The 21,910-nt window shown below is 45.2% G+C and carries 19 protein-coding genes and 2 pseudogenes; 16 read left to right on the forward strand and 5 right to left on the reverse strand.

Going from position 1 to position 21,910, the window contains the following annotated elements:
• Positions 1-3: 3 nt before the first annotated feature.
• Together AB4307_RS20245 and AB4307_RS20250 are read left to right on the forward strand one after the other, a co-directional pair.
• Positions 4-1,434, forward strand: coding sequence for an aerolysin family beta-barrel pore-forming toxin (locus AB4307_RS20245; RefSeq protein ID WP_372133259.1), 1,431 nt, complete (start codon positions 4-6; stop codon positions 1,432-1,434).
• A gap of 218 nt (positions 1,435-1,652) precedes the next feature.
• Positions 1,653-1,874, forward strand: coding sequence for a hypothetical protein (locus AB4307_RS20250; RefSeq protein WP_017059142.1), 222 nt, complete (start codon positions 1,653-1,655; stop codon positions 1,872-1,874).
• A 128-nt stretch (positions 1,875-2,002) separates the two neighbouring features.
• Here AB4307_RS20250 and AB4307_RS20255 read toward each other — a convergent pair whose 3' ends face one another.
• Positions 2,003-2,524 carry a DUF2058 domain-containing protein gene (locus AB4307_RS20255; protein ID WP_010441213.1) on the reverse strand — a complete coding sequence of 174 codons (522 nt, stop codon included), beginning with the start codon at positions 2,522-2,524 and terminating at the stop codon, positions 2,003-2,005.
• Between the two features lie 415 nt (positions 2,525-2,939).
• On the opposite strand from AB4307_RS20255, the gene AB4307_RS20260 reads away from it, so the two are divergent.
• On the forward strand, positions 2,940-4,274 hold the full coding sequence (locus tag AB4307_RS20260; RefSeq protein ID WP_102427807.1) for a sphingomyelin phosphodiesterase: 1,335 nt from the start codon (positions 2,940-2,942) through the stop codon (positions 4,272-4,274).
• A 39-nt stretch (positions 4,275-4,313) separates the two neighbouring features.
• Positions 4,314-5,264 (forward strand): chromosome partitioning protein ParA, encoded by a 951-nt coding sequence (locus tag AB4307_RS20265; protein ID WP_372133262.1) that lies wholly within the window; start codon positions 4,314-4,316, stop codon positions 5,262-5,264.
• Positions 5,265-5,268: 4 nt separating this feature from the next.
• Here the strand turns inward: AB4307_RS20265 and AB4307_RS20270 are convergent, their stop codons facing one another.
• Positions 5,269-6,303 (reverse strand): AraC family transcriptional regulator, encoded by a 1,035-nt coding sequence (locus AB4307_RS20270; protein ID WP_017070923.1) that lies wholly within the window; start codon positions 6,301-6,303, stop codon positions 5,269-5,271.
• A 169-nt stretch (positions 6,304-6,472) separates the two neighbouring features.
• Here AB4307_RS20270 and AB4307_RS20275 point away from each other — a divergent pair, with 169 nt between their 5' ends.
• From AB4307_RS20275 to purT, 7 genes are all read left to right on the forward strand, one after another.
• A complete protein-coding gene (locus AB4307_RS20275) occupies positions 6,473-7,486 on the forward strand; it encodes a DUF2804 domain-containing protein (protein ID WP_017070924.1) in 1,014 nt (337 codons plus the stop codon).
• Between the two features lie 87 nt (positions 7,487-7,573).
• Positions 7,574-8,422 (forward strand): sterol desaturase family protein, encoded by an 849-nt coding sequence (locus AB4307_RS20280; RefSeq protein ID WP_372133226.1) that lies wholly within the window; start codon positions 7,574-7,576, stop codon positions 8,420-8,422.
• 206 nt (positions 8,423-8,628) lie between these two features.
• A complete protein-coding gene (gene sbcB / locus AB4307_RS20285; RefSeq protein WP_372133228.1) occupies positions 8,629-10,053 on the forward strand; it encodes an exodeoxyribonuclease I in 1,425 nt (474 codons plus the stop codon).
• A 25-nt stretch (positions 10,054-10,078) separates the two neighbouring features.
• A complete protein-coding gene (locus AB4307_RS20290) occupies positions 10,079-10,450 on the forward strand; it encodes a CidA/LrgA family protein (protein ID WP_004734867.1) in 372 nt (123 codons plus the stop codon).
• A gap of 2 nt (positions 10,451-10,452) precedes the next feature.
• On the forward strand, positions 10,453-11,130 hold the full coding sequence (locus AB4307_RS20295; RefSeq protein ID WP_372133231.1) for an LrgB family protein: 678 nt from the start codon (positions 10,453-10,455) through the stop codon (positions 11,128-11,130).
• A 357-nt stretch (positions 11,131-11,487) separates the two neighbouring features.
• Complete coding sequence (gene cdd, locus AB4307_RS20300; RefSeq protein ID WP_065676922.1) at positions 11,488-12,375, forward strand: cytidine deaminase; 888 nt, start codon at positions 11,488-11,490, stop codon at positions 12,373-12,375.
• Positions 12,376-12,542: 167 nt separating this feature from the next.
• Positions 12,543-13,718, forward strand: a complete 1,176-nt coding sequence (gene purT / locus AB4307_RS20305) for a formate-dependent phosphoribosylglycinamide formyltransferase (RefSeq protein ID WP_017059132.1) — start codon at positions 12,543-12,545, stop codon at positions 13,716-13,718.
• A gap of 113 nt (positions 13,719-13,831) precedes the next feature.
• Here purT and AB4307_RS20310 read toward each other — a convergent pair whose 3' ends face one another.
• Positions 13,832-14,485: a thiopurine S-methyltransferase gene (locus AB4307_RS20310; protein ID WP_372117441.1), complete on the reverse strand. Its 654-nt coding sequence runs from the start codon at positions 14,483-14,485 to the stop codon at positions 13,832-13,834.
• Between the two features lie 324 nt (positions 14,486-14,809).
• On the opposite strand from AB4307_RS20310, the gene AB4307_RS20315 reads away from it, so the two are divergent.
• Together AB4307_RS20315 and AB4307_RS20320 are read left to right on the forward strand one after the other, a co-directional pair.
• Positions 14,810-15,586, forward strand: a complete 777-nt coding sequence (locus AB4307_RS20315; RefSeq protein WP_017059130.1) for a RelA/SpoT domain-containing protein — start codon at positions 14,810-14,812, stop codon at positions 15,584-15,586.
• Positions 15,587-15,779: 193 nt separating this feature from the next.
• A pseudogene (locus AB4307_RS20320) lies at positions 15,780-16,774 on the forward strand (ABC transporter substrate-binding protein).
• A 172-nt stretch (positions 16,775-16,946) separates the two neighbouring features.
• Here the strand turns inward: AB4307_RS20320 and ihfA are convergent.
• Positions 16,947-17,243, reverse strand: coding sequence for an integration host factor subunit alpha (gene ihfA, locus AB4307_RS20325; protein ID WP_004734853.1), 297 nt, complete (start codon positions 17,241-17,243; stop codon positions 16,947-16,949).
• Between the two features lie 449 nt (positions 17,244-17,692).
• Between ihfA and AB4307_RS20330 the strand changes: the two are divergent.
• Positions 17,693-17,830: pseudogene (locus AB4307_RS20330) on the forward strand (GTP-binding protein); the annotation flags it as partial.
• 117 nt (positions 17,831-17,947) lie between these two features.
• Here AB4307_RS20330 and AB4307_RS20335 read toward each other — a convergent pair.
• Positions 17,948-18,844: an EamA family transporter gene (locus tag AB4307_RS20335; RefSeq protein ID WP_372133233.1), complete on the reverse strand. Its 897-nt coding sequence runs from the start codon at positions 18,842-18,844 to the stop codon at positions 17,948-17,950.
• Between the two features lie 103 nt (positions 18,845-18,947).
• Between AB4307_RS20335 and AB4307_RS20340 the strand changes: the two genes are divergently transcribed.
• Together AB4307_RS20340 and cqsA are read left to right on the forward strand one after the other, a co-directional pair.
• Positions 18,948-20,330, forward strand: a complete 1,383-nt coding sequence (locus AB4307_RS20340) for an aminotransferase-like domain-containing protein (protein ID WP_372133235.1) — start codon at positions 18,948-18,950, stop codon at positions 20,328-20,330.
• 268 nt (positions 20,331-20,598) lie between these two features.
• A complete protein-coding gene (cqsA, locus tag AB4307_RS20345) occupies positions 20,599-21,780 on the forward strand; it encodes an alpha-hydroxyketone-type quorum-sensing autoinducer synthase (RefSeq protein ID WP_372133237.1) in 1,182 nt (393 codons plus the stop codon).
• The last annotated feature ends 130 nt before the right edge of the window (positions 21,781-21,910 follow it).

Consider the following 21,910-nt stretch of genomic DNA (forward strand, 5'->3'; position numbering starts at 1 on the left):
TTAATTACGCAACAAAGCCCCACTCATGCCAAGATATATTCAGACCAAATCGTATTGGATAACCTCGGTGAAGATATCTGCCGTTCCGATTATCGTCCGCTCAGTAATACAGAAGCTCAAGAACACAAAACCGCCCTACTATCTCGCATGAATGTGTGGGACATTGCTGGCCTTAAAAATGACTGGGTGATCATGGGGTCTGGCTACCACGGGCTCATCAAACAAGGACAACCAAGTGACAATACTTGGTGCTACCCCAATACCCCAGACGCAGGCCTGCCTTACTACGAAGCGCAAGCTATCGAAACGAACAATAACCTTGATATTCAACGCGCCTTAGTCAGCGACAACACGAACTTTATCAGGCCACTGAGTTACTTGGCCCATAACCTCGGTTACGCTTGGGTTGGAGGCGATAGCGCGCGTTACGTCGGCCAAGACATGGCAATAAAACCGCTTAACAATGGTTGGGAGATTAAAGGCAATAACGATGGAAGCTGTGCCGGTGATCGCTGTGATGAGAAGACAAGCATCACTGTTGATAACTTCGCTTACACGCTCGATAACACATCGTTTTTACACGGTTCTATGACAGAGACCGACCAAGAACTGATTGAAACCGTCTCGGCTTATGCAATCAATGACGACGATCAGTCTAAACAAATCGTCGTTGACCTTCATTTTGAGCAATCCACACAATGGAGTAAAACCCAACGCTTCGACCTTGCTGATTCAGTCGTCATTGATGAAACCTTTCATTGGCCACAAGTTGGAAAGACAGAAGTAAGAGTAGCGCTAGAAGATGGCCAACGTTTCTCCGATACCAACAGTGGTGCTCGTTTTGAACCAACAGAACTGGAAGCCATCATCACCGTGCCTGCTCACTCAGTACTTCCTTTTCAAGTAGAGTTCTTACGCTCTACCATCACTTACCCATACCGTATCAAAACCAGCATGAGTTACGACGTGAACTTCACAGGTTTCCTTCGTTATAGCGGCAATGCGCTAAGCTCACACCCAACAAACCGCCCGACGGTCTCTCACACCTTTACCATGGGAACCACCAGCGAAGATCAAGCCAATATCCGCTACCAATGGGATCACCGTTATATTCCTGGAGAGATGAAATGGTGGGATTGGAGCTGGGCAATCAACACCAATGGTTTAAGTAGCATGCAGTACGCCGCAGGTGCCAGTGTCCGTCCTTTCTACACCTATGTTTCAGGCCAGTTTAGTGCGGAGTCACAATATTCTGGAATGATCGATATTGGTACCGAGCACTCTATTGATTCATTTAACGCCATGACACCTTCAGGCGATTACAAACCCTACTACGCTGGTGACATCAAGGTTCTGACTGACTTCGACCCTGCAGCCCTAGCGCAACTGGGTTATAACAGCGCTCAGCTAACGCTTACCCCAATGCAGCCATAAGCCCATAGAAAGTTTCAGCTGTTATTCCAAGCCCATTGCGTCTGCTCTGGGCTTGATTCGTCTTACATTCTCTCAGTCATACATCTGTATTAGCCGCTAAGTATTCACTTTCTGAATCGTTTTTCATTGACTTAAAAATGAAATCATAACGACACACTAATTTGCGTAACTTAGGGTGCAAATTGGCAATCAGATTACAGTGCCTATCAGGAGGATGTATGAAACCAAATCGATCTACGGTACTCACTGGACATGTAAAACACTGCCCATGCTGCTCTACCGAACTGGTCATCAAAGACCACATTCACGTTTGCCCGCGCAATGAAATTGGCGACTGTTACTTCGATGGCTATGACCAACACGAACAGCGCGCTAATACCGATTTTATCGATCATGCAAGTGCCAACGATAGCCTTGTTTACGGCATGTCAGAACACTAAGCGTTATTCAAGATTTGTTGAAGTCATTTCGCGCCAAAAAAAATGCAGCGCCAATCGAGTGATTGTTCGCTGCATTCTTAGATCCTGTAAACTTAGCTAACCATTAAAATGGAGCTAGGTAAAACGGATTACCACATTAGATCATCTGGGATCACGAAGTCTTTGTACGGGTCATCTTCGTCTACTTCGTCTGTGCTACCTGCCTGCGTATCAACGATAGATTCTTCGTCGCGCATAGCAATCTTGTTCGCTACTGCTGTTGGAATAACAACATAGCTCTCGCCTTGACGAGCAATACTTAGAATGCCTTTACTTAGTTGCTTTTGAGTCAGCTCTTCTACGTAAAGATATTTAACTAGCGTACCGTCGGTGAAGTTGTATTTGATCTCACCGTTCTTCTGTTCGATCTTGTTCATCTCAATCAGTTGCTTCACTTGAGCTTTAATTTCTTTGCTCAACTGTTGTTCTTTCAACTGTTGGTTTAGCTCTTTGTCTTTCGCTTGCTGCGCCAGTTTAGTTTCTTCAGCTGCCGCTTTTGCTTCACGAGACTGAACGCGAGACTTTTTAGAGCCTTTCTTCGCCTTCTTTAATTTTTTCTCATTTACCAAGCCAGCTTTAAGCATCTGCTCTTGGAGTGTTAACTTTGCCATGACTTTCCCAGTTCAGGATTAAAAACGGCACTATCATACCTGTTTTTGAGGTTTCTGTTTACTGAACAAGAGTAAATTACAGAACAATCGCAAAATTTATGCTGATAGCTCTAAGCTGTGTCCATATTCCCTTCTTGTTGCTCACAACCTCCACTTTACCGCGACACACAGTTTTCACTTAAGCACGCCAATATTGGCTGTTCCACCGACTCGAAAGCATTAACTGACCCTATCATTCGCGCGCGTACCACTTATCATTCCGATAAGACAATATGTTAATTTTCAATGGTTGATCAATTTTATAAAACCTTGTCATATATCTCATATTTGAATAAATGCCATAGAGTTATAACTCCAATGTCATAACTCTTGACTACGTTATTCTAAACATCAATCAATAAGGATAATGTAAACGATGAAAACTCAATGGACTTGGTTAGCTGCACTTGTGGCATCCACATCAATCGCTTCGACCTCTGCGATCGCAGACACCGACGTGTATCTCACCAATAACACCAATCAAGTGATGACCATTCAAGCCAACCACACTGGTACCGACCTGCTTCAACTCGGTGATGAGTGGCAACAGCATGTTGAACAGATTGGTCCTTGGGAGACGAAGAAGCTGATAAGTTTCAACCGCTGGACTGGTGTGAAATCTGGGAAGACCTATGAGTTTGACACTGTGGTATCAAACGCTGTGGGCGAAAGTGTCACGCTCAACCAAACCATGAAGGGACATTGGTATAACTCGACACTGCAACATGGTTTGAGTGCCGCAGACGTCAACCTAACATTGCATGACGATCGTAATATTCATCGCAGCACAACCGATGCGTTCGGGGTCAATGCAGAGCTAGCCCTCAAAGCCGATTCTACAGCGCGCTATGATGATATTTATTACACCATCACCCCACCAAAAGTGGATGAGCAACCAGAGCCGGATGCCAATACACTCAAGGTCATGACTTACAACATCTGGGCGCTGCCTGCCATCGCTTCACATATTGGTGACCGCTATGACCTACTCCCTCAATATGTAAAGGGCTATGACGTGTTGGCGCTTCAAGAGGTGTTTGCCAACGGCAGAGATGAGTTCTTGCGTGAGCTTGCGAAAGAGTATCCTTATCAAACTAAAATGCTCGATAAAGATGGGATTAACATATACGACGGTGGTGTGATCATTGTCAGCCGCTATCCTATCGTTAATGAAGCGCAGTATGTTTTCCCTGATTGTACGGGCACAGATTGCTTTGCTGATAAAGGTGTTAACTACGCGGAAGTGATCAAGAATGGTCAGGCTTACCATGTTTTCGGTACCCACACGGCATCATTCGATACGGACACCGCTCGTGATTACCGACAACGTCAATTCAAGCAGATGCGTGCACTGGCGCAGTCTCTGAATATCCCGGCATCAGAAACTGTGGTTTACAGCGGTGACTTCAACGTGAACAAGCTCAAGTTCCCAGACGACTACCAACAGATGTTCGCTAACCTGCAGGCTGATGAACCAACCTACTCAGGTTACACCGCTTCTACCTTTGACCCACGCATCAACAACTTTGCGGGTGAACCTATGTCGGGTGGTGAAAACGTTGAGTATCTCGATTATGTGGTAGTGAGCTCGGAATATGCCGCCAAAGCTCATAACGACAATCGTGTGGATGTCCCAAGATCAACAAGCAGTGAGTTATGGAAGCACTACAACCTTTCAGACCACTTCCCTGTTAGCGCCGTCATTAAGTAACTCGGTGAACGCATAATGCATCGAGTTATATTAACCCTAATGCTCGTCTTAACGGCGAGTATTATTGGCTATTCGTGGTCATCAAAAACGAACGAAACAGCGCTATCTTCTGCTCAACACACAGAACCTAAGCCGCGTGTTTCTACGACAACTAATGACGATAATTCCACGCCTACTGCAACCGCTAGTTCGGAAAACTCCGCATCGCACAGCAATCAAGCCCAAGCTGGAGCACTGGACGGTAAAATTCTTGCTGAAAACTTGAGTGAGCTTGAAGGCAAGGCTTTGTTCGATGAACTCGATGGGTTCTGGAAGCTTTGCCAACAACGCGATGACTGCGCAGAGCAACTCGCACGATTGAAATCAGAATTGCCGGGCATATGGTTTGAGTTACTGAGCGACTATCCGCAGCTATCGGCTGACTGGCAATTAACACAAAGCACTATCCCACTTGAATCCATAGAGACTCTTGAAGATCGTGTTGCCTTATTCAAGCAATCTGCACAACAAGTATGGGGAGAGTTGGCCCACCAGCTATTCGCTGACCAGTTTGCTCATCTGGATTTTACGCTTGACGCTAACACCCTTGAAAAGAACGAAGCGAGCCAGTTTTTGGCCAACTATCAAGATTTGCTTAGTGAATGGCAAAACAATACGGGCACGTTAAACGCCGAAACACAGCTTCAAAAATATGAACTGGCAGTATCTTTGATACCCAGCAGCTATAGCCCTGCTGAAGTAGCATCAGTCAAAGCCGACCTTCAAGATGCCTACTTAGATGAAGCGCAGGCCAGCAACATTGCCGCGCGAGAACAACAAGTCGCACAACAGCAACAAACCGTGATGAGTTATCACGAGCAACTGGATCAGCTCAAAGCAACCTTAGACTCTCAGCGCTCATCAAGTTATGCCACTTGGACTCAACAAGATTGGGACAGTTATTATCAACAGCAATTCACCGATTTCAGGGAGCAGTTCTTTAGCAAGTAACGCCTTAACTTAAACCATCACGAAACTGAGCGGGCGTTTTATTGAGCCAACCTTTAAACGCCCTTCTGAAATTTGCAGGGTCGCTATAACCGAGCCTTTCACCGATGTCATCAATGCTCATGGTTGTGCCGAGTAATAGCTCTTTGGCCAGCTCCACTCGAACTTCGGTAAGCAATATTTGGTAACTGGATTCATGGGTCACTAGCTCTCGCCTGAGTGTACGAGAGCTACAACCAAACTCATCCGCGAGTTGTTCAATATTCGGGAAACTACCTGCGGTTTGATAAAAGATCGTTTTGATCTGATTAGTCAGCAGATGCTCAGAGTCCAACGTTTCGACTATCGACTGGCAAGACGCAAGATAGCGCTTCAGTGTCGCGGCATCATGAGTCAATAAGGTCTGTGATAAAACCGAGGCATCAAAACGCAATTCACAATGGCTCTGCTCAAAAACTACAGGGCACTGGAAACGGTCGTCATAGAGCTTAGCGTAATTGGGACGAGCATAAGGCAAAGCCAAAGTGTGAATATCCAGCTCATGACCAGTCAGTTCTTTGAACAAAGAGACGATGGAACTTAAGAAATACTCACTGCAGAAAGGGAGCAGATCGCCCACTTCCAAGGTGTTCTCAATCTGAATCACTGCATGCTCGGAATCTAGAAACAATTTAACCGAGAAAATAGGACCGTTCAGGCGCAGATATTTAAAGCCCGACTTGATGGCCTCCCCGACATTTTGACTGGTAGATAGCGCATAACCCAACACACCAAAGTGGCTCAAGCTAGCGTGTTCCCCCAGCCAAAGCCCTAAGCCATCGTGAGGAAAGCTCTGATTCGCCACGCTAAATAACGCTAGTTTATCAGCGTAAGTCAGCTTTCCATTCGGGTCTCGCCAATCTATGTTCGGCAAACCCACATCATTGAGTAGCCTTTCAATATCGATACCTCGTTGCTCTAGCGTATTCAACAGCAGCGCGATATCTAATGTACCCAACTGATGCCGATGTCCGGTCGGCTTATACTCCGCGATAATCTCCAATCGTCTCTCCTTATATCGAGCCCATTCCCATAAACATGACTACTCAGCTTCAACAACACTACTGACAAAATCGTGATTGGTAACGCGCTCTTGTCCGAATATGACCTCCCAATTCTACGCTACTCATCGCACAATGGCTTTAGTTGTTAAATTAATGTGAACCATCGCAATGATAAAAACCAACCCAGCCCCACACAGTTTGATTAATTCTAATGGTCAGCCGATCATTGGGCATTTCGATGGGATCCTTAAACACCTAAACATCGAGAACTTTGACTACCGAAACTCGATGGATTCAAAAGCAAACCCTTGGCAGAAGCACTTCCACTATAAGCAATTCCAGTTTGTCAGCATCGTCACCGACACACACATTATCGGCGTCGCTATCGCGGATATTCGCTACTTAGGCTCGGCATTTTGTTATCTGTACGACATAGAAAACAACCATCTGCAAGAGTCATCTTGGTTGAGGCCATTAGGGTTTGATAAGCATGTAACGCCTTCACCATTTGAAGGAAAGACAAGCATTGCAGATCAAAGCATTGCTTTCTATATCGAGGGCGGACAATGGCGAGTTCGCTTGAATACGAAATTCATCAAGGCCGATATTTCTTTAGAGCCTGAAACCGACAGCTTGCCCATGGCGATGTGCAGCCCAACGGGTTATTCAGGTTGGACTTACACCCAAAAGCACAATGCTTTGCGCATCAGCGGTGAAATCCAAATCAAGGGAGAATCACTCGTTCTCGAACAAGCTCGTGCCGGTTATGACTTTTCAGCGGGTTACATGAGACGTGAAACCAGTTGGCGCTGGGCAAGCATCAACACGCAATCCAATGGGACAGATATTGGCTTGAACCTCGCAGCAGGCGTCAATGAAACCGGAGGCTGCGAGAACGTTTTATGGATCAATGGAACTCGGCACTTACTTAACCCGGTACAGTTTGCGTTTAGTCGCCAAGACACCAATTTACCTTGGCAGATAACATCACAAGATGGACGTATAAACCTGACCTTTACGCCCTTAAATAATCGCAGCGAAAAGCTCAATTTATGGCTGTTAAAAAGTAACTTTCGTCAGTTCATTGGTCACTTTTCTGGCTCGATTGAAGACAACAATGGAGTGACACATCAACTCGATGGTGTTCTTGGCCTAACAGAAGATCACTTTGCTCGCTGGTAGCGAAATTTTGCTAACTGAATTTCAGGCGAGCAAGTCTAAGTAAACTTGATACTAAGAACGCGTATGGCGTCTCAACAAGGATAAAACATGAATATCGACGCATTAATCAATTACCCAGAATGGCTACTGCTGGTATTAGCGCCCTTGTTCGTGGTGTGCATGTTGGCTGAGTATTTTATCGGTCAGAAGCAAGGTCGACTGCCTGATAACTCCAGCTATAAGCTTTCAGAAGTGATGTGTAATTTCACGCTGGCGGGAATGCATCAACTCTCCGATTTGCTCACCGGGTTATTGGTCGTGCAGCTGTATCTCTGGATGTTTGGTTGGCGCTTAATGGACATTGAAATGGGCGTGCTGAGTTTTGTTGTATTGATGGTGTTGCAAGACTTTTGCTATTACTGGTTCCACAGAGCAAGCCATCGTGTTCGCTGGATGTGGGCAGCACACGTCGCGCACCACAGCTCAGAACAGATGAACTTCAGTACGGCTTTCCGTCAAAGCTTAATGTACCCACTTGCTGGGATGTGGCTATTCTGGGTACCGTTGGTCATCATAGGTTTTGACCCTAAATGGGTCATCTTTGTGGTGCTTCTGAATCTAGGTTTGCAGTTCTTTGTCCATACACAATGGATACGAAGCTTGGGACCACTTGAATACATCTTTAACACCCCTTCGCATCATCGAGTACATCACGGCAAAAACCCGCAATACATCGATAAGAACTACGCCGGTGTTTTGATCATTTGGGATAAGTTGTTTGGTACGTTCGAACCTGAAGTTGAAACCGTGCGTTACGGCGTCACCAAACCCGTAAACAGTTTTAATCCGATAGTGGTCACCTTTCAAGAATGGAAGGCCATATTCAAAGATCTGAAGAACCGAGAGTTGACCATGAAACAGAAAGTCCAGTTGATACTCTCGCCTCCATCGGATTAAACGGACGATAGACAGATTGTATTAACTAAGAAACCGCCTCAATTGGTTTCAAAACCTTCCCCACTGACTCGATTGAATAGTAAAGCACCGTTTTCCGGCAATTTATTTGTGATCTGGGTTGCACGCGTACCGCATACTATCAGATACTGAACAAAACTAACCTTCAGCCACAGTAAACGTTCCGCGCTTGCTGTTCAGGAAATTCAATGAGTTCAGATAATCAGCCAACCTACTTCTTTTTCGATTACGAAACATGGGGCGTTAGCCCAGCAAAAGACCGTCCGAGTCAGTTTGCGGGTGTTCGTACCGACCAAGATTTCAATGTTATTGGAGAGCCTCTGGTTATCTATTGCCAACCTCCCGCTGATTACCTCCCTGCGCCTGAAGCTGCACTGATCACCCGTATCACACCACAAAAAGCGGCTTCACAAGGTCTCCCTGAGCCAGAGTTTATCGCTAAGATCCATGCTGAGTTAGCGAAACCTAACACCACAAGCCTTGGCTACAACAGTATTCGATTTGATGATGAAGTAACGCGTTACACCTGTTACCGAAACTTCATCGACCCATATGCGTGGAGCTGGCAGAATGGCAACTCTCGTTGGGATCTGTTAGATGTAATGCGCGCTGTTCACGCACTGCGTCCTGAAGGCATTGTTTGGCCAGAGAACGAAGAAGGTTACCCAAGCTTCAAACTGGAACACCTATCTGTGGCAAACGGCATTGAACACGAGAACGCGCACGATGCGATGGCCGATGTTATTGCGACCATCGAGTTAGCGAAGAAGCTGAAAGCTGCGCAACCTAAGATGTTCGATTACCTTTACAACATGCGTCATAAGCGTAAGCTGAATGATCTGGTTGATATCGTAAACATGACACCATTGATGCACGTTTCGGGCATGTTTGGCCGTGACTGCAACTACACAAGTTGGATTGTGCCTATGGCTTGGCACCCAACCAATCAAAATGCCGTTATCGTGGTTGATTTAGCCAAAGATCCAAGCCCACTGTTAGAACTGGACGCTGATGAACTCAGAGACAGACTCTACACCAAACGCAGTGAACTGGGTGAAGACGAGCTACCCGTACCCATCAAATTGGTTCAACTGAACAAGTGCCCTATTCTTGCTCCAGCCAAAACGCTGACGGCTGAAAATGCCGAAACCATCGGTATTGATCGCCAACAATGCTTGAAGAACTTGGCACTGCTGCGCGAACACCCAGAGATCCGCGAAAAACTGATCGGCCTGTACTCACAAGAGCGAGAGTACGAAAAGAGTGATGATGTTTATACACACCTTTATGACGGTTTCTTCTCACCTGCTGATAAAACAGCGATGAACATCATTCGCGAAACTGACCCAAATAACTTGGCAGCTTTAGATATCACCTTCGGTGATGAACGTATTAAACCGTTACTGTTCCGTTACCGTGCGCGTAACTTCCCATGGACGCTCGACGAAGCTGAGCAATTGAAATGGGCGAACCATTGTCGTGAGTTTTATGAAAGCCGTTTAGAAGAGTACATGCTAAACCTTGAAAACCTCGCGCATGAACATGAATGCGACGAGAAGAAAATGGCTATCTTGAAGGCGGTTTATCAATACGTAGAAAAGTTAGCTAGCTAATTCCATTATCAAGAGACGTAACACTTTGAAAGAAAGATTGATCCAACTGGTTTACTGCTTAATCTCCTTCACCTTAATCATAGGTGCACTTACAGCAGGTAACGCGTTACAGCACTTTTTGGATACCTCAATCCCTGGCAGTATTTTTGGCATGTTGATTCTGTTTGCCGCCATGGTGATTGGTATTGTTCCTTCGCACTGGGTACAACCCGGCGCAAGCTTGATTATCCGCCTAATGATCTTACTGTTTGTTCCGATCAGTGTTGGGTTGATGGATCACTTCGACATGCTCATCGCGAACGCATTGCCAATTATGGCGAGCGCCGTTGGTGGCACATTATTGGTGTTAGTATCCTTATCATGGTTCTTAGACCGCTTGCTTTCGAGAGGTAACTGATCATGTGGATTCTACTCACCATCGTGGTATTCCTATTTGCTCGCTGGGTAAGTCAAAAAGTAAACTCGCCGCTGTGTAACCCCCTGCTTATCAGCATTGGTATCATCATTCCGATTCTCACGTTCTTTAGAGTACCGTTTGAGACTTACTATGCTGACAACACTTGGATTACCTACATGCTGCAGCCTGCGGTTGTTGCACTTGCTTACCCACTTTATGAGCAGCTACCTCAAATCAGAGCCAACTGGCGCATCATTACCTTTGCGTGCACGCTAGGCAGTGTGATGTCGATGACAACATCGGCAGTGATCGCAGTAGCATTTAAAGCGGACTTAACTTTGATTGCGAGCTTGTTAGGCAAATCAGTCACCACGCCAATTGCAATGGAAGTATCGAGCCATTTAGGTGGTGAAGCAGCGATTGCGGCAATACTGGTATTGATTGTGGGTCTATTTGGGGCAATTTTTGCTTACCCAATCTACAACCTCATTGGTATTAAGAGCCCGATCGCCCGTGGTTTAACCATGGGTACCGTGTCTCACGCTTTAGGTACGGCAACTTGTGCTGAAAAGAATCAGGAAGACGCAGCATTCAGTTCTTTGGCGCTTGTGCTCTGTGGCGTCATTACCTCGATTATCGCGCCGAGTATATTTTCGCTTGTGGTTTGGTTCTACTCTTAACCACTTTGATTACAGTTTATACGCGCTCTAATAGATGAGTTGGTAAATAGCTAAACTCACTGGTTCGCGACTTTTAGGCGTTACAGATATCAATAAGCCCAAGCATAACCTGATTATTTCAGTGATAGCTTGGGCTTTTTTCTCGCAATTACTCGGCAATAGCAGTCAAATCGCGCCCTGTTTAGGCCAATAAGTGGGATATCAATGGTAGTTTTTACTCTTGCAATCGATTTCATCTGTGACCTCACTCTAATTATGCAAACCAATGTAACAACAACAACGCAGTAGTGATCAAAGTCACAGAAAATTCCTGAGCATTGCATAGAATTAAAGCCTAAGGTCAATTAAGGATTTAACATGAACAGTCGTATTACCCTGGCGCTGGAAAGTGCTCCAACAGCAATCAAAGCACTTTTGAGTGACATCGTATTAGCAGACAACTTTGACGCGACATTGTCTCCAGAACAATTTGCTAGCCTACTGCAAGCAAGTGGTTTAGCGGATGACGAGCTACGTATTGCGCTACTTCCTTTTGCCGCAGCCTATTCTTACGCTCCGTTATCTGACTTTTATGTTGGTGCAATCGTGCGTGGTTTATCTGGCACTCTGTATTTTGGTGCAAACCTTGAAATTGCTGGTGCTCAACTTGGCCAAACAGTACACGCTGAGCAATCTGCAATCAGCCACGCTTGGATGAAAGGCGAGCAAGGTATCTCTGATATCACCATCAACTTCAGTCCTTGTGGTCACTGTCGTCAATTCATGAACGAACTGACAACAGCAAAAGAACTTAAAGTTCAGCTTCCACAACGTGATGAAATGTCTCTGCAAGAGTACCTGCCAGACTCGTTCGGCCCTGCTGATTTAGGTGTGACAACTGGCCTAATGACAAAGCTTGATCATAAATACACGACCGAAGAAACAACGCCTATTGTTGTAGAAGCGCTAGCAGCACTAAACCGCAGCCATGCTCCTTACACCAAAAACCTAAGTGGTGTTTCACTACAACTGACGTCAGGTGAAATTTTTACGGGAGCTTACGCTGAAAATGCAGCGTTCAACCCGAGCCTACCACCTCTGCAAGTCGCGTTAATTCAACTTAAACTGGCTGGCTTCGATTTCGAACAAATTGAAAGTGCTGCTTTGGTTGAAATCGCAGAAGGTAGCATCAGTCACCTAGCGGATACGCAATCTACATTAGAAGCGATTAATCCCGACATTCCAGTGACTTACTTAGCAATCTAAGTACATCTGATTAACAAAAATTTAAATAAGCAGCCCTATTTAACAGGGCTGCTTTTTTTATGCCTGTAATTAAAGCAACAACTTGCGCAAACGTTTGCTTTTGTCATTGAAATAAGTATGATCACCCCGTTTTCAATCAATCGTTCAAAAGATCGGAAGGAATTTCTATGTTTGGTACTGCTACTCGTGAAAATGCTACTCGTGTACTTCTATTAGGTTCAGGTGAACTCGGCAAAGAAGTTGCTATCGAGTGCCAACGTTTAGGTTTGGAAGTTATTGCTTGTGACCGTTATGCAGACGCACCAGCGATGCAAGTTGCGCATCGTAGCCATGTATTAGACATGTTAGACGGCGATGCACTTCAAGCGATCATTGAACTAGAAAAGCCAGATTATGTGGTTCCTGAAATTGAAGCTATTGCCACCAGCAAGTTGGTAGAGCTAGAAGCGCAAGGCTTAAATGTCGTTCCAACTGCGAATGCGACCAAGCTAACGATGAACCGCGAAGGTATCCGTCGTCTAGCCGCAGAAGAACTCAAACTGAGCACTTCACCTTACCGCTTCGCAGACACCTTTGAAGATTTCTCAGCCGCTGTTGAATTCGTGGGCATGCCTTGCGTTGTTAAGCCAGTAATGAGCTCTTCAGGTAAAGGCCAAAGCGTTATCAAAACAGAGGAAGACATTCAGAAGTCTTGGGACTACGCACAAGAAGGCGGTCGTACTGGCGCGGGTCGTGTAATCGTTGAAGGCTTCATCGACTTCGATTACGAAATTACGCTACTTACCGTTCGCGCAGTCGACGGTGTTCACTTCTGTGCGCCTATCGGTCACCGCCAAGAAGACGGTGATTACCGCGAATCATGGCAGCCACAAGTGATGTCAGACAACGCACTTAAAGCCGCGCAATACACGGCTGAACAAGTGGTTAATGCACTAGGTGGCCACGGTATCTTTGGTGTCGAGCTGTTTGTTAAAGGCGATCACGTTATCTTCAACGAAGTATCCCCTCGCCCACACGATACAGGCCTAGTAACATTGATGTCTCAAGACTCATCGGAATTCGCACTGCACGTACGCGCGTTTACCGGTATGCCGATCAAATCTATCACGCAATACGGCCCTTGTGCATCAGCGGTTATCCTTGGCCAAGGCACTTCAACGAATATCCGCTTTGAAGGTCTTACAGAGGCGCTAGACGCACCACAAACACAAGTTCGCCTGTTTGGTAAGCCTGATATCGATGGTCGCCGTCGTTTAGGTGTGGCGCTTACTCGTCGTAACAGCACAGAAACAGCGATTGAAGATGCCATTGAGAGCGCGTCAAAAGTAAAAGTGATTTACTAACCTGCTATTCAATTCTGAACAATCACGAGTTCAAATCTGAACCATAAAAAGACGGGCTATCGAGCCCGTCTTTTTGTTGGTGTTATCTGTTCGCTTAACTAAGCAGACTGAACTTAAGCGTCTGACTCAATCAAATACACTTCTTCACAGAAGCGAGACAAGCCTTTCTTAGCAATCTTCGGATGTTCATCGTTCGCTATATCTTGATTCAACAATGTAATTTTGTATCCTGCAAACAATTGAGCAATCTCTAACTTAGGTACGCTAAACGGAGGCCCAGCCATTTCGTTTTGGTCGTAATCCAGTGTTACCAAAAGAATCTTACCACCCGGTTTCAGTAGTTGTTTCAAACGCTCGACATACTGCACTCGCATCTCTTCAGGCAATGCGACTAAAGACGCGCGATCATAAATGGTATCGACAGGTTGGATTGGCGCTGAAAAGTAATCGCCCGTGTAGATGTTCAGTTCATCGAATTGGTAGAGCTCGTGCTGACCACTGATTTGAGTCACCGTCGGGGTATAAAGGTGCTCTGCAAAAAATGCGCGAACCGCAATCTGGCTTAACTCGACACCTTGAACATCTTCATGCTTTGAAGCTAGCCAAATCAGATCTTCACTTTTGCCACAAAGTGGAACAAACACACTCTTCTCGTAGCTAGGCTCAGTCTTTTCCCAAAATTTAATCAGAAGTGGGTTTACATCTTCGAGGTGGAAACCAATTTGGTTGGCTGCCCATTTATTGTGCCAAAATTCAGGATTATTCATCTTTCGTTCATGTTAAACAGTCATAATGCAAGGGTACAGTATAGAGAGGTAAGAGCAACCTTAGCTTGGTTTAAAGTACTAAATTGATTTCGATAAAATCAGAAACTGGCTAAGTTCAAAGTTCTGATAATTGCGGAACTAACGGTTGGGTTATTTGGCTATATCTTCACATTTTAAAGCAATATTAAACGTTAGAATTGGTTTCTGTCTTAGCTAGCCTCATTTAATATGTAGTGAAATTAGTTAAGCTGTTTTTACTCTTGTGCGTTACTGGTTACCCCTTTTGACTACCCGTTTTTTGTAACCTTGTATTTTGGAGTTTGAATGAGTGTATTTCTCCGTACGACGGCCCTAATGCTTTTGGTATTGAGCCGAGCGCCTGCATTCGCAGCAGCACCTGTTTCAACAAGTTCAACAGATCAAACGCGCACTCCTGCGCAAAACCAAGTATCTTCAAACGTATTCCGTCATAGTTTGAGCGGCCTTTACGGCATCAAAGCCTTCGACTCACGCCCGACTCAGCCTTACACCGACTTCGATATTTTGTACAGCAAAGCGCATCAAGGCCAAGCTGAACTAGAAACTATCTGTAAAAGTACTGCCCTACTCACCAATTCTGAAGCGCTATTTGCTGGCGTTAAATCTCAAGCTCGCGCAGAAGAAAAAATCGCCCTTGAGCTTGATGGTGATGTGACAAAAATTACCGACTTAGCCCGTGCAACTATCATCGCGAACGATGTAGAGAGCTTGGTTGAAGTTTACGAAGCGCTAAGCCGTGAAGCAGACGTTGTTAAGCTGAAAAATAAGTTTAAATCGCCGGCTGACTCTGGTTACCGTGACCTTAACTTGTTGGTTCGTTTGCCTAAAACCAACATCATTGCAGAGGTTCAACTTCACTTAAAAGCGATTGCTGATGTGAAAAGTGGTCCTGAGCACGAGCTGTACGAAATTATCCAAGGTATTGAGCGTCACGCAATTGCAGAACATCGCCCAATCAACGATATCGAAGCGGCACAAATCAATAGCCTACGACGCCAATCTTTAGAGCTTTACCAACAAGCATGGCAACCGTACATTACAACGCACATTAAAGCGGCTTAACACATAGATAGGCTATTCCAATAAACATCACAAGGGCTGCACTCGCAGCCCTTTTTAGTACTTGTTGAGTAGCCTCTCCACTTCCTATCCCAAATAATCAGATCGTTTAAATTTAGATCTCAGTCTCTTTTCTCCGTCGAACATTTCTGTTTCTATAGCGAATAAGCTTCTGACAAGAAAAGGAATTACGTCAATGCAGAATAACAAATCCATGCTTTCCATCGCGCTACTTGCTGCGTTTTCTGTACACGCTAGTGCTGACGAATGCGGAAAGATCACCATTGCAGACATGAACTGGAACTCGGCGAGCCTATTGCTCATGTCGACCAATTCATTTTGAATAACGGCTACGGCTGTGAAGCGGACTTAATCCCCGGTGATAGCGTCCCTACGGGCACGTCAATGATTGAAAAAGGTCAACCTGATGTTGCGCCAGAGCTTTGGACTAATGGCATCAAAGAAGCGTTGGATAAGGGTGTTGCGGATAAGCGTCTACGTTACGCGGGCAAGTCTTTGGTCAACGGCGGTGAAGAAGGTTTCTGGGTACCAAACTACCTTGTTGAACAGTACCCAGAGCTTACAACCATTGAAGGTGTGATTAAAAACGCAAAGCTGTTTGAACACCCAGAAGATGATGAGAAGTTTGCGTTTTATAGCTGCCCTGCGGGTTGGACTTGTCAGATTACCTCCGGTCACCTGTTCGATGCGCTTAAGTTAGAAGATCACAATTTTGAAATGGTTGATCCCGGCTCAGGCGCCGCTTTAGCAGGTACGATAGCGAAAGCTTACGAACGCAAAAAAGCATGGTTTGGATATTACTGGTCGCCTACGCCTGTGCTAGGTAAGTATGAAATGGTGAAGGTTGATTTCGGAAGTGGTACTGACATTGAGGAATTCCGTAACTGTACGACACAACCTGATTGTGAATCTCCTAAAGTGACCATGTATCCACCAGCACCGGTTCACACAATCACCACAGAAGCCTTTGCTAATAACGAACCTCTTGCCTACCAATACTTTGAAAAGCGTGGTTTTACCAATAAACAAATGAGTGAGTTGCTGGCCTGGATGGAAGACAACCAAGCCGACGCCGAAGAAGCCATGTATTACTTTCTAGAAAGCTCACCACAGGTATGGAAGCCTTGGGTGTCTGAAGACATCGCAAGTAAGGTTCAACAAGCCCTTTAGAGTGAAGATTCAAAGTCAGAGGCCTAGCCTCTGTTTTCGCATCTAAAGCAAGTTCTTACCGGACAGTAAATAGATGGAGTTTGAGAAAGGTTACTAAAAATTAAAGAAATGCGTTTAGCTTAAACTCTATGCAGATACAAAAAGACCACGCTAGGCATGGTCTATTGCTTGGCTACTTCTCGATTTTAATATTTTCGACACGGGCCTTTAGTTTTTGTCCCGGTCTAAAAGTAACAACACGTCGAGCAGAAATTGGAATGTCTTCACCAGTTTTCGGGTTACGACCAGGTCGCTCGTTTTTCTCGCGAAGATCAAAATTACCAAAACCAGACAGTTTTACCTGTTCGCCATTTTCGAGCGCTTTACGAACTTCTTCGAAAAACACTTCCACCGTTTCCTTGGCATCCCGCTTGCTGTATCCGAGTGTCTCAAACAGGTTCTCAGCCAAATCGGCCTTCGTGAGTGCCATAAAACTTTCCTCAAAGCTATGTTAAACATTGCTACCATCGCCAGTAGCGCCAAAGCATTTACCCTATTCAATCAATGAGATAAGGTCATTTACTAGGAAAGTGTATGCCAAGCTTCTGATTTTCGCCAACTTTTTTATCTTAACTATTTAATTATTCTTTCAAATCAGAAAGATAACTCGCTTCAAATTTCACATATATAGCTAAAAACCATCTACTCAACAGTAACGAAATGGCGTTATATTCCATACAAACAACCATTAATAGAATTTAAAACTTTAGCGAACTAAATAATAATTTTTGAGACTTTTCTCCGATACCCAATAAAATCAGCCACTTGATTTGATATGGGACTCAACAGAGGTTACTAAATAAGCGTTATTAAATATAAGATTTGTATCATTTCAGAATTTAATTCGAATTCACTTATAAAAGCCTATGTTCTTTTGAGGTTTTCGGTTACAACTTAACAGAGGATGGCTTGACGGAATCAGAACTCGATGAGTGTATCGAAATCAGAATAGAAATGATCGGTCTAGAAATAGACGATGATCTTGAGAGCCAGTTACTTGCGTGTATGGTTAGTTGATTGCTTAGTAAGTTGGTTATTTAAATAACTTCACTTCTTCGACATAGAATAAGACCTCACAAGTGCGAGGTCTTATTTGTCATTCAAAGCTGCTCATGCAATATCAGCTTTCTTCAATCACTTTTGCTTGGCAAGTGTTTGTGTCGCTTTGGTATTCGTTACATTCGCAGGTTTCACAATCAAACCAATTCCGACAAGAAACAGTATTGATGCAACAACCTGAGCCACAGACAGCACCTCATCATACATAAAGTAACCGCTAATCAATGCGAAGATAGGCACTAACAAGGTTAACGGTGCGGTCGTACTTAAAGGGTATTGGATTAGCAGCTTATTCCATACCCAATAACCAAATAGCGTGGTTGGGTAAGCCTGAAACAGCACCGCAATCGTCGTGTTCCAATCCCATTGTGCGATGCCCTGCCAGATAATTTGGTCACCGTGTAACATCACGGCAAATAACACTAATGGTACTGGAGCAAACAGCATCCCCCAGACATTGAACGCAAAAGCTTGAGTGGTTTTCGATGCCTTAACAATCACGCCCATCAAGGTCCAACTGCACGCCGCAATCATAATCAAGATCACGCCATTAACGGTGACATTACCCGTAGCTGCAGATACCAATACCGCCAACGCACACATGGCTAGCATCGCACCCATTAATTTACGAACGGAAGCACTCTCCTTGAACACCCACACGCCAACCGCCATGCCGATTAATACGTTGGTTGAAAGCAAGACCGATGAAAGCCCAGACGACAAACCCGCGGTGATCGACCATGAAGCCATACCCCAAATTCCCACACCGAACACAAAGCCATAACTGACTAAGTAGCGCCAAGCGACATTAGGTCTCGCTACAAAAAATATCACTGGAATCACCGCTAGCGAGAAACGCGCGGCGGTTGCCAACAACGGATGAACATTAGTCACACCCATTTTGATCATCGAGAAGTTGAATCCCCAAATCGCCATGACGAATACCGCTAACAACAAATCATTTCTTTTCATACTGACCCCTCCTTTGTTTTAAATGAGTATCCCTTGAACAATAAAACCAGTACAGATACAATTTTTACATTAAAAACCAGTACAGTTAACAACGGTCGTGACAATGAGTATCTACAGAAAGCTAGCCAATCAGTTTATCGATGAGATAGAAACCGGCAAAAGACCGGAAGGCGGACGCATGCCTTCGCTGCGTCAATTGGCCAAGCAACAAGCCATCAGCATGTCGACCGTGGTCAGCTGTTACCAAGAACTGGAATCACAAGGCTGGATACATTCTCGACCGCAAGCGGGGTATTTTGTCTCGCCTCACAAGCCGTCTCACTCAACGCCTGAGTGGGTACAGTTTGAGAGTAAGATATCGAGTGTTAAGCAAACGTCATCGACTCACAACTCAATCAATGGGCCTTTAGGGGTTTCGAGCACCACTAATGATGAGCAGTCGATCGTTGAATTGGAACGAAGTTTTCGTCGCGCTATTAAACGGATGGGAAGTAGGCTCAACCATTACCCAGATACACAAGGTGAGCCGATGTTGCGACAGGCATTATCCACTCACTTCGCCAAGCTCGATGTGCACTTTTCACCTGAAGAGATGGTGATTACGGCTGGCTGCATGTCGGCGATAAAAGCTGCACTTGAATCGTGTACCAAAGAAGGCGACACCATTGCGATTAGCTCTCCTTGTTTCAACGGAATTCTGGAGTTACTCGGAAAGATGTCACGCCAGATCATAGAAATCCCATCGCTCGATGATGGTGTCGACTTGCAACAACTGGAAGCGCATTTGAAGAACAAGCGAGTCGATGCCGCGATCTTTTGTACTTCTCATATGAACCCTCAGGGGATCAATATGTCGGCTGGTCAAAAACAAAGGCTTGCCGAATTAGCGAATCAATATCGAGTGCCGATCATTGAAGATGATGTGTATCTTGAACTGTCCTACTCCTCACACACACCACTTCCCGCGAAATACTATGACAAAGGCGGCTATGTCTTATGGTGTGGATCAGTATCGAAAAGCTTGTCACCGAGTTACCGTTTGGGATGGTGTTTGCCGGGGAGGTTTATCAACGAGTACAAGGCTCAGTTCTCAGTTGCGAGCTACGGCGTTGCCCTGCCTACTCAACTTGCCGTTGCTGACTTTATTGAATCTGGTCAATACGCTAAGCACGTCAGGAGAAGATGCTCTCAGATCTTGTCTTTGCGCCAGAAATACCTAAGTTATTTGTCTCAGCACCTTCCTCAAGATGTGAAGATAAGTAACCCACAAGGTGGCATGGTGCTTTGGCTGCAAATCCCAAGCTTGAACCAGTCAGCCTTTGCTCAGGGCATTACCGAGAAGAACATTGATATTAGGCTTGGACACCTGTTCAGCACTCTCGACCTTTACAGTAATTGCTTACGCATCAATATTGGGTATTCGTTAGAGGGTGAAACTAAGCAGCAATTGGATGCCTTAATCGAGCTTATCCACATTCACAGCTAACAGCCCGTAGCCTTTCAAAATCAGCTTTTTTAAAGCCTTTCGAACACCGAATTTTAATAGCCTTTTGTCATAAAAAAGAAGGCTATTATTCCTATCTTGATTCGGTTAAAGCCCCGAATCGTAAGGAAACCCACTCGCCTCAAAACCCTTAAATGCTGAGTTTGCAAGCACCCACAAATTTATGCAACTTGGCTAATGACACATCACTTTTTATCGTCAATATACAGCCGTCAGCGCTGGCGTTTTCCTGTATTTGAAGAGAACTATTATGAGTGATAAAACAAAAAACAAACCACTACCTTCCTTTATCGAAGAACGCTTGAACTTCTATATTCAAGACCTGATTACCCAGAACCAAAGCCAAAAGCATTTGGTATTGGGTAAACGCCCCCAGCGCAGTGCCGTTGTGATGCAGAGCAATGATTACCTAGCGCTGTCACACAACAAACAGATCCAACAAGCCCATCAAGCGGCGATCTGTGAGCACGATGACAACGTGGTGATGTCTGCCATTTTCTTACAAGATGATCAGTCTAAACCTGCGTTCGAAACTGAGCTTGCGAACTATGTTGGAATGGAGAGCTGTTTGCTTTCTCAATCGGGCTGGGCGGCCAATATTGGGCTATTGCAAACCATCTGCCCACCGGGCACACCTGTGTATATTGATTTCCTTGCACACATGTCGCTATGGGAAGGGATTCGGGCTGCCGGCGCAGTTGCTCACCCGTTTATGCATAACAATATGAATCACCTACGCAAACAGTTAGAACGCCACGGCTCAGGCGTCATTGTTGTCGACTCTGTTTACAGCACAATCGGAACCATTGCCCCACTACGCGACATCTACGAAATGGCGCAAGAGTTTGATTGTGCGGTCGTCGTTGATGAATCCCATTCACTGGGTACACATGGAGAGAATGGTGCAGGCTTAGTGCAAGCATTGGGGCTCACCAACCAAGTCGACTTCATCACCGTTAGCTTGGCAAAAACCTTTGCTTACCGCGCTGGGGCAATCCTTGGCCCTAAACAACTGTCTAAAACCTTGCCGTTTGTGGCGTACCCTGCGATTTTTAGCTCAACAGTGTTACCACAAGAAGTGGTTCGTTTAGAGAAAACGTTGGAGGTGATCAAAGGTGCGGAAGACAAACGAGAAGCCTTATTCAATCGGGCTAAGTCGCTGACTACGGGGCTAAAGCGAATTGGCTTTAATATCCGCAGTGAGTCTCAAATTGTAGCGCTAGAGTGCGGCAATGAAAGAAACACGGAGCGTGTGCGAGACTTCTTAGAAGAACGTGATGTGTTCGGTGCGGTATTCTGCCGCCCTGCGACTGGCAAAAACAAAAACATCATCCGATTTTCGGTCAATGCCGACATGACACCAAGAGATATTGACCATGTGCTCACCGTTTGTCATGAAGCGTACAATCATCCGGAATTAGAATTCGTGTGATTGTAACGGTAATTCACACAACAGGATTCTTTGAAAGATAAGACCCCCTTCCGATAATCAATATAAACGGCAGGACTGAATGGACGCTATCATGTCGCGATACAAAAAGAGCCCAGCGAATTGCTGAGCT

The organism is Vibrio sp. 10N.261.52.C2, from assembly GCF_041471425.1.
GTDB classification, from domain to species: Bacteria; Pseudomonadota; Gammaproteobacteria; order Enterobacterales; family Vibrionaceae; genus Vibrio; species Vibrio crassostreae_C.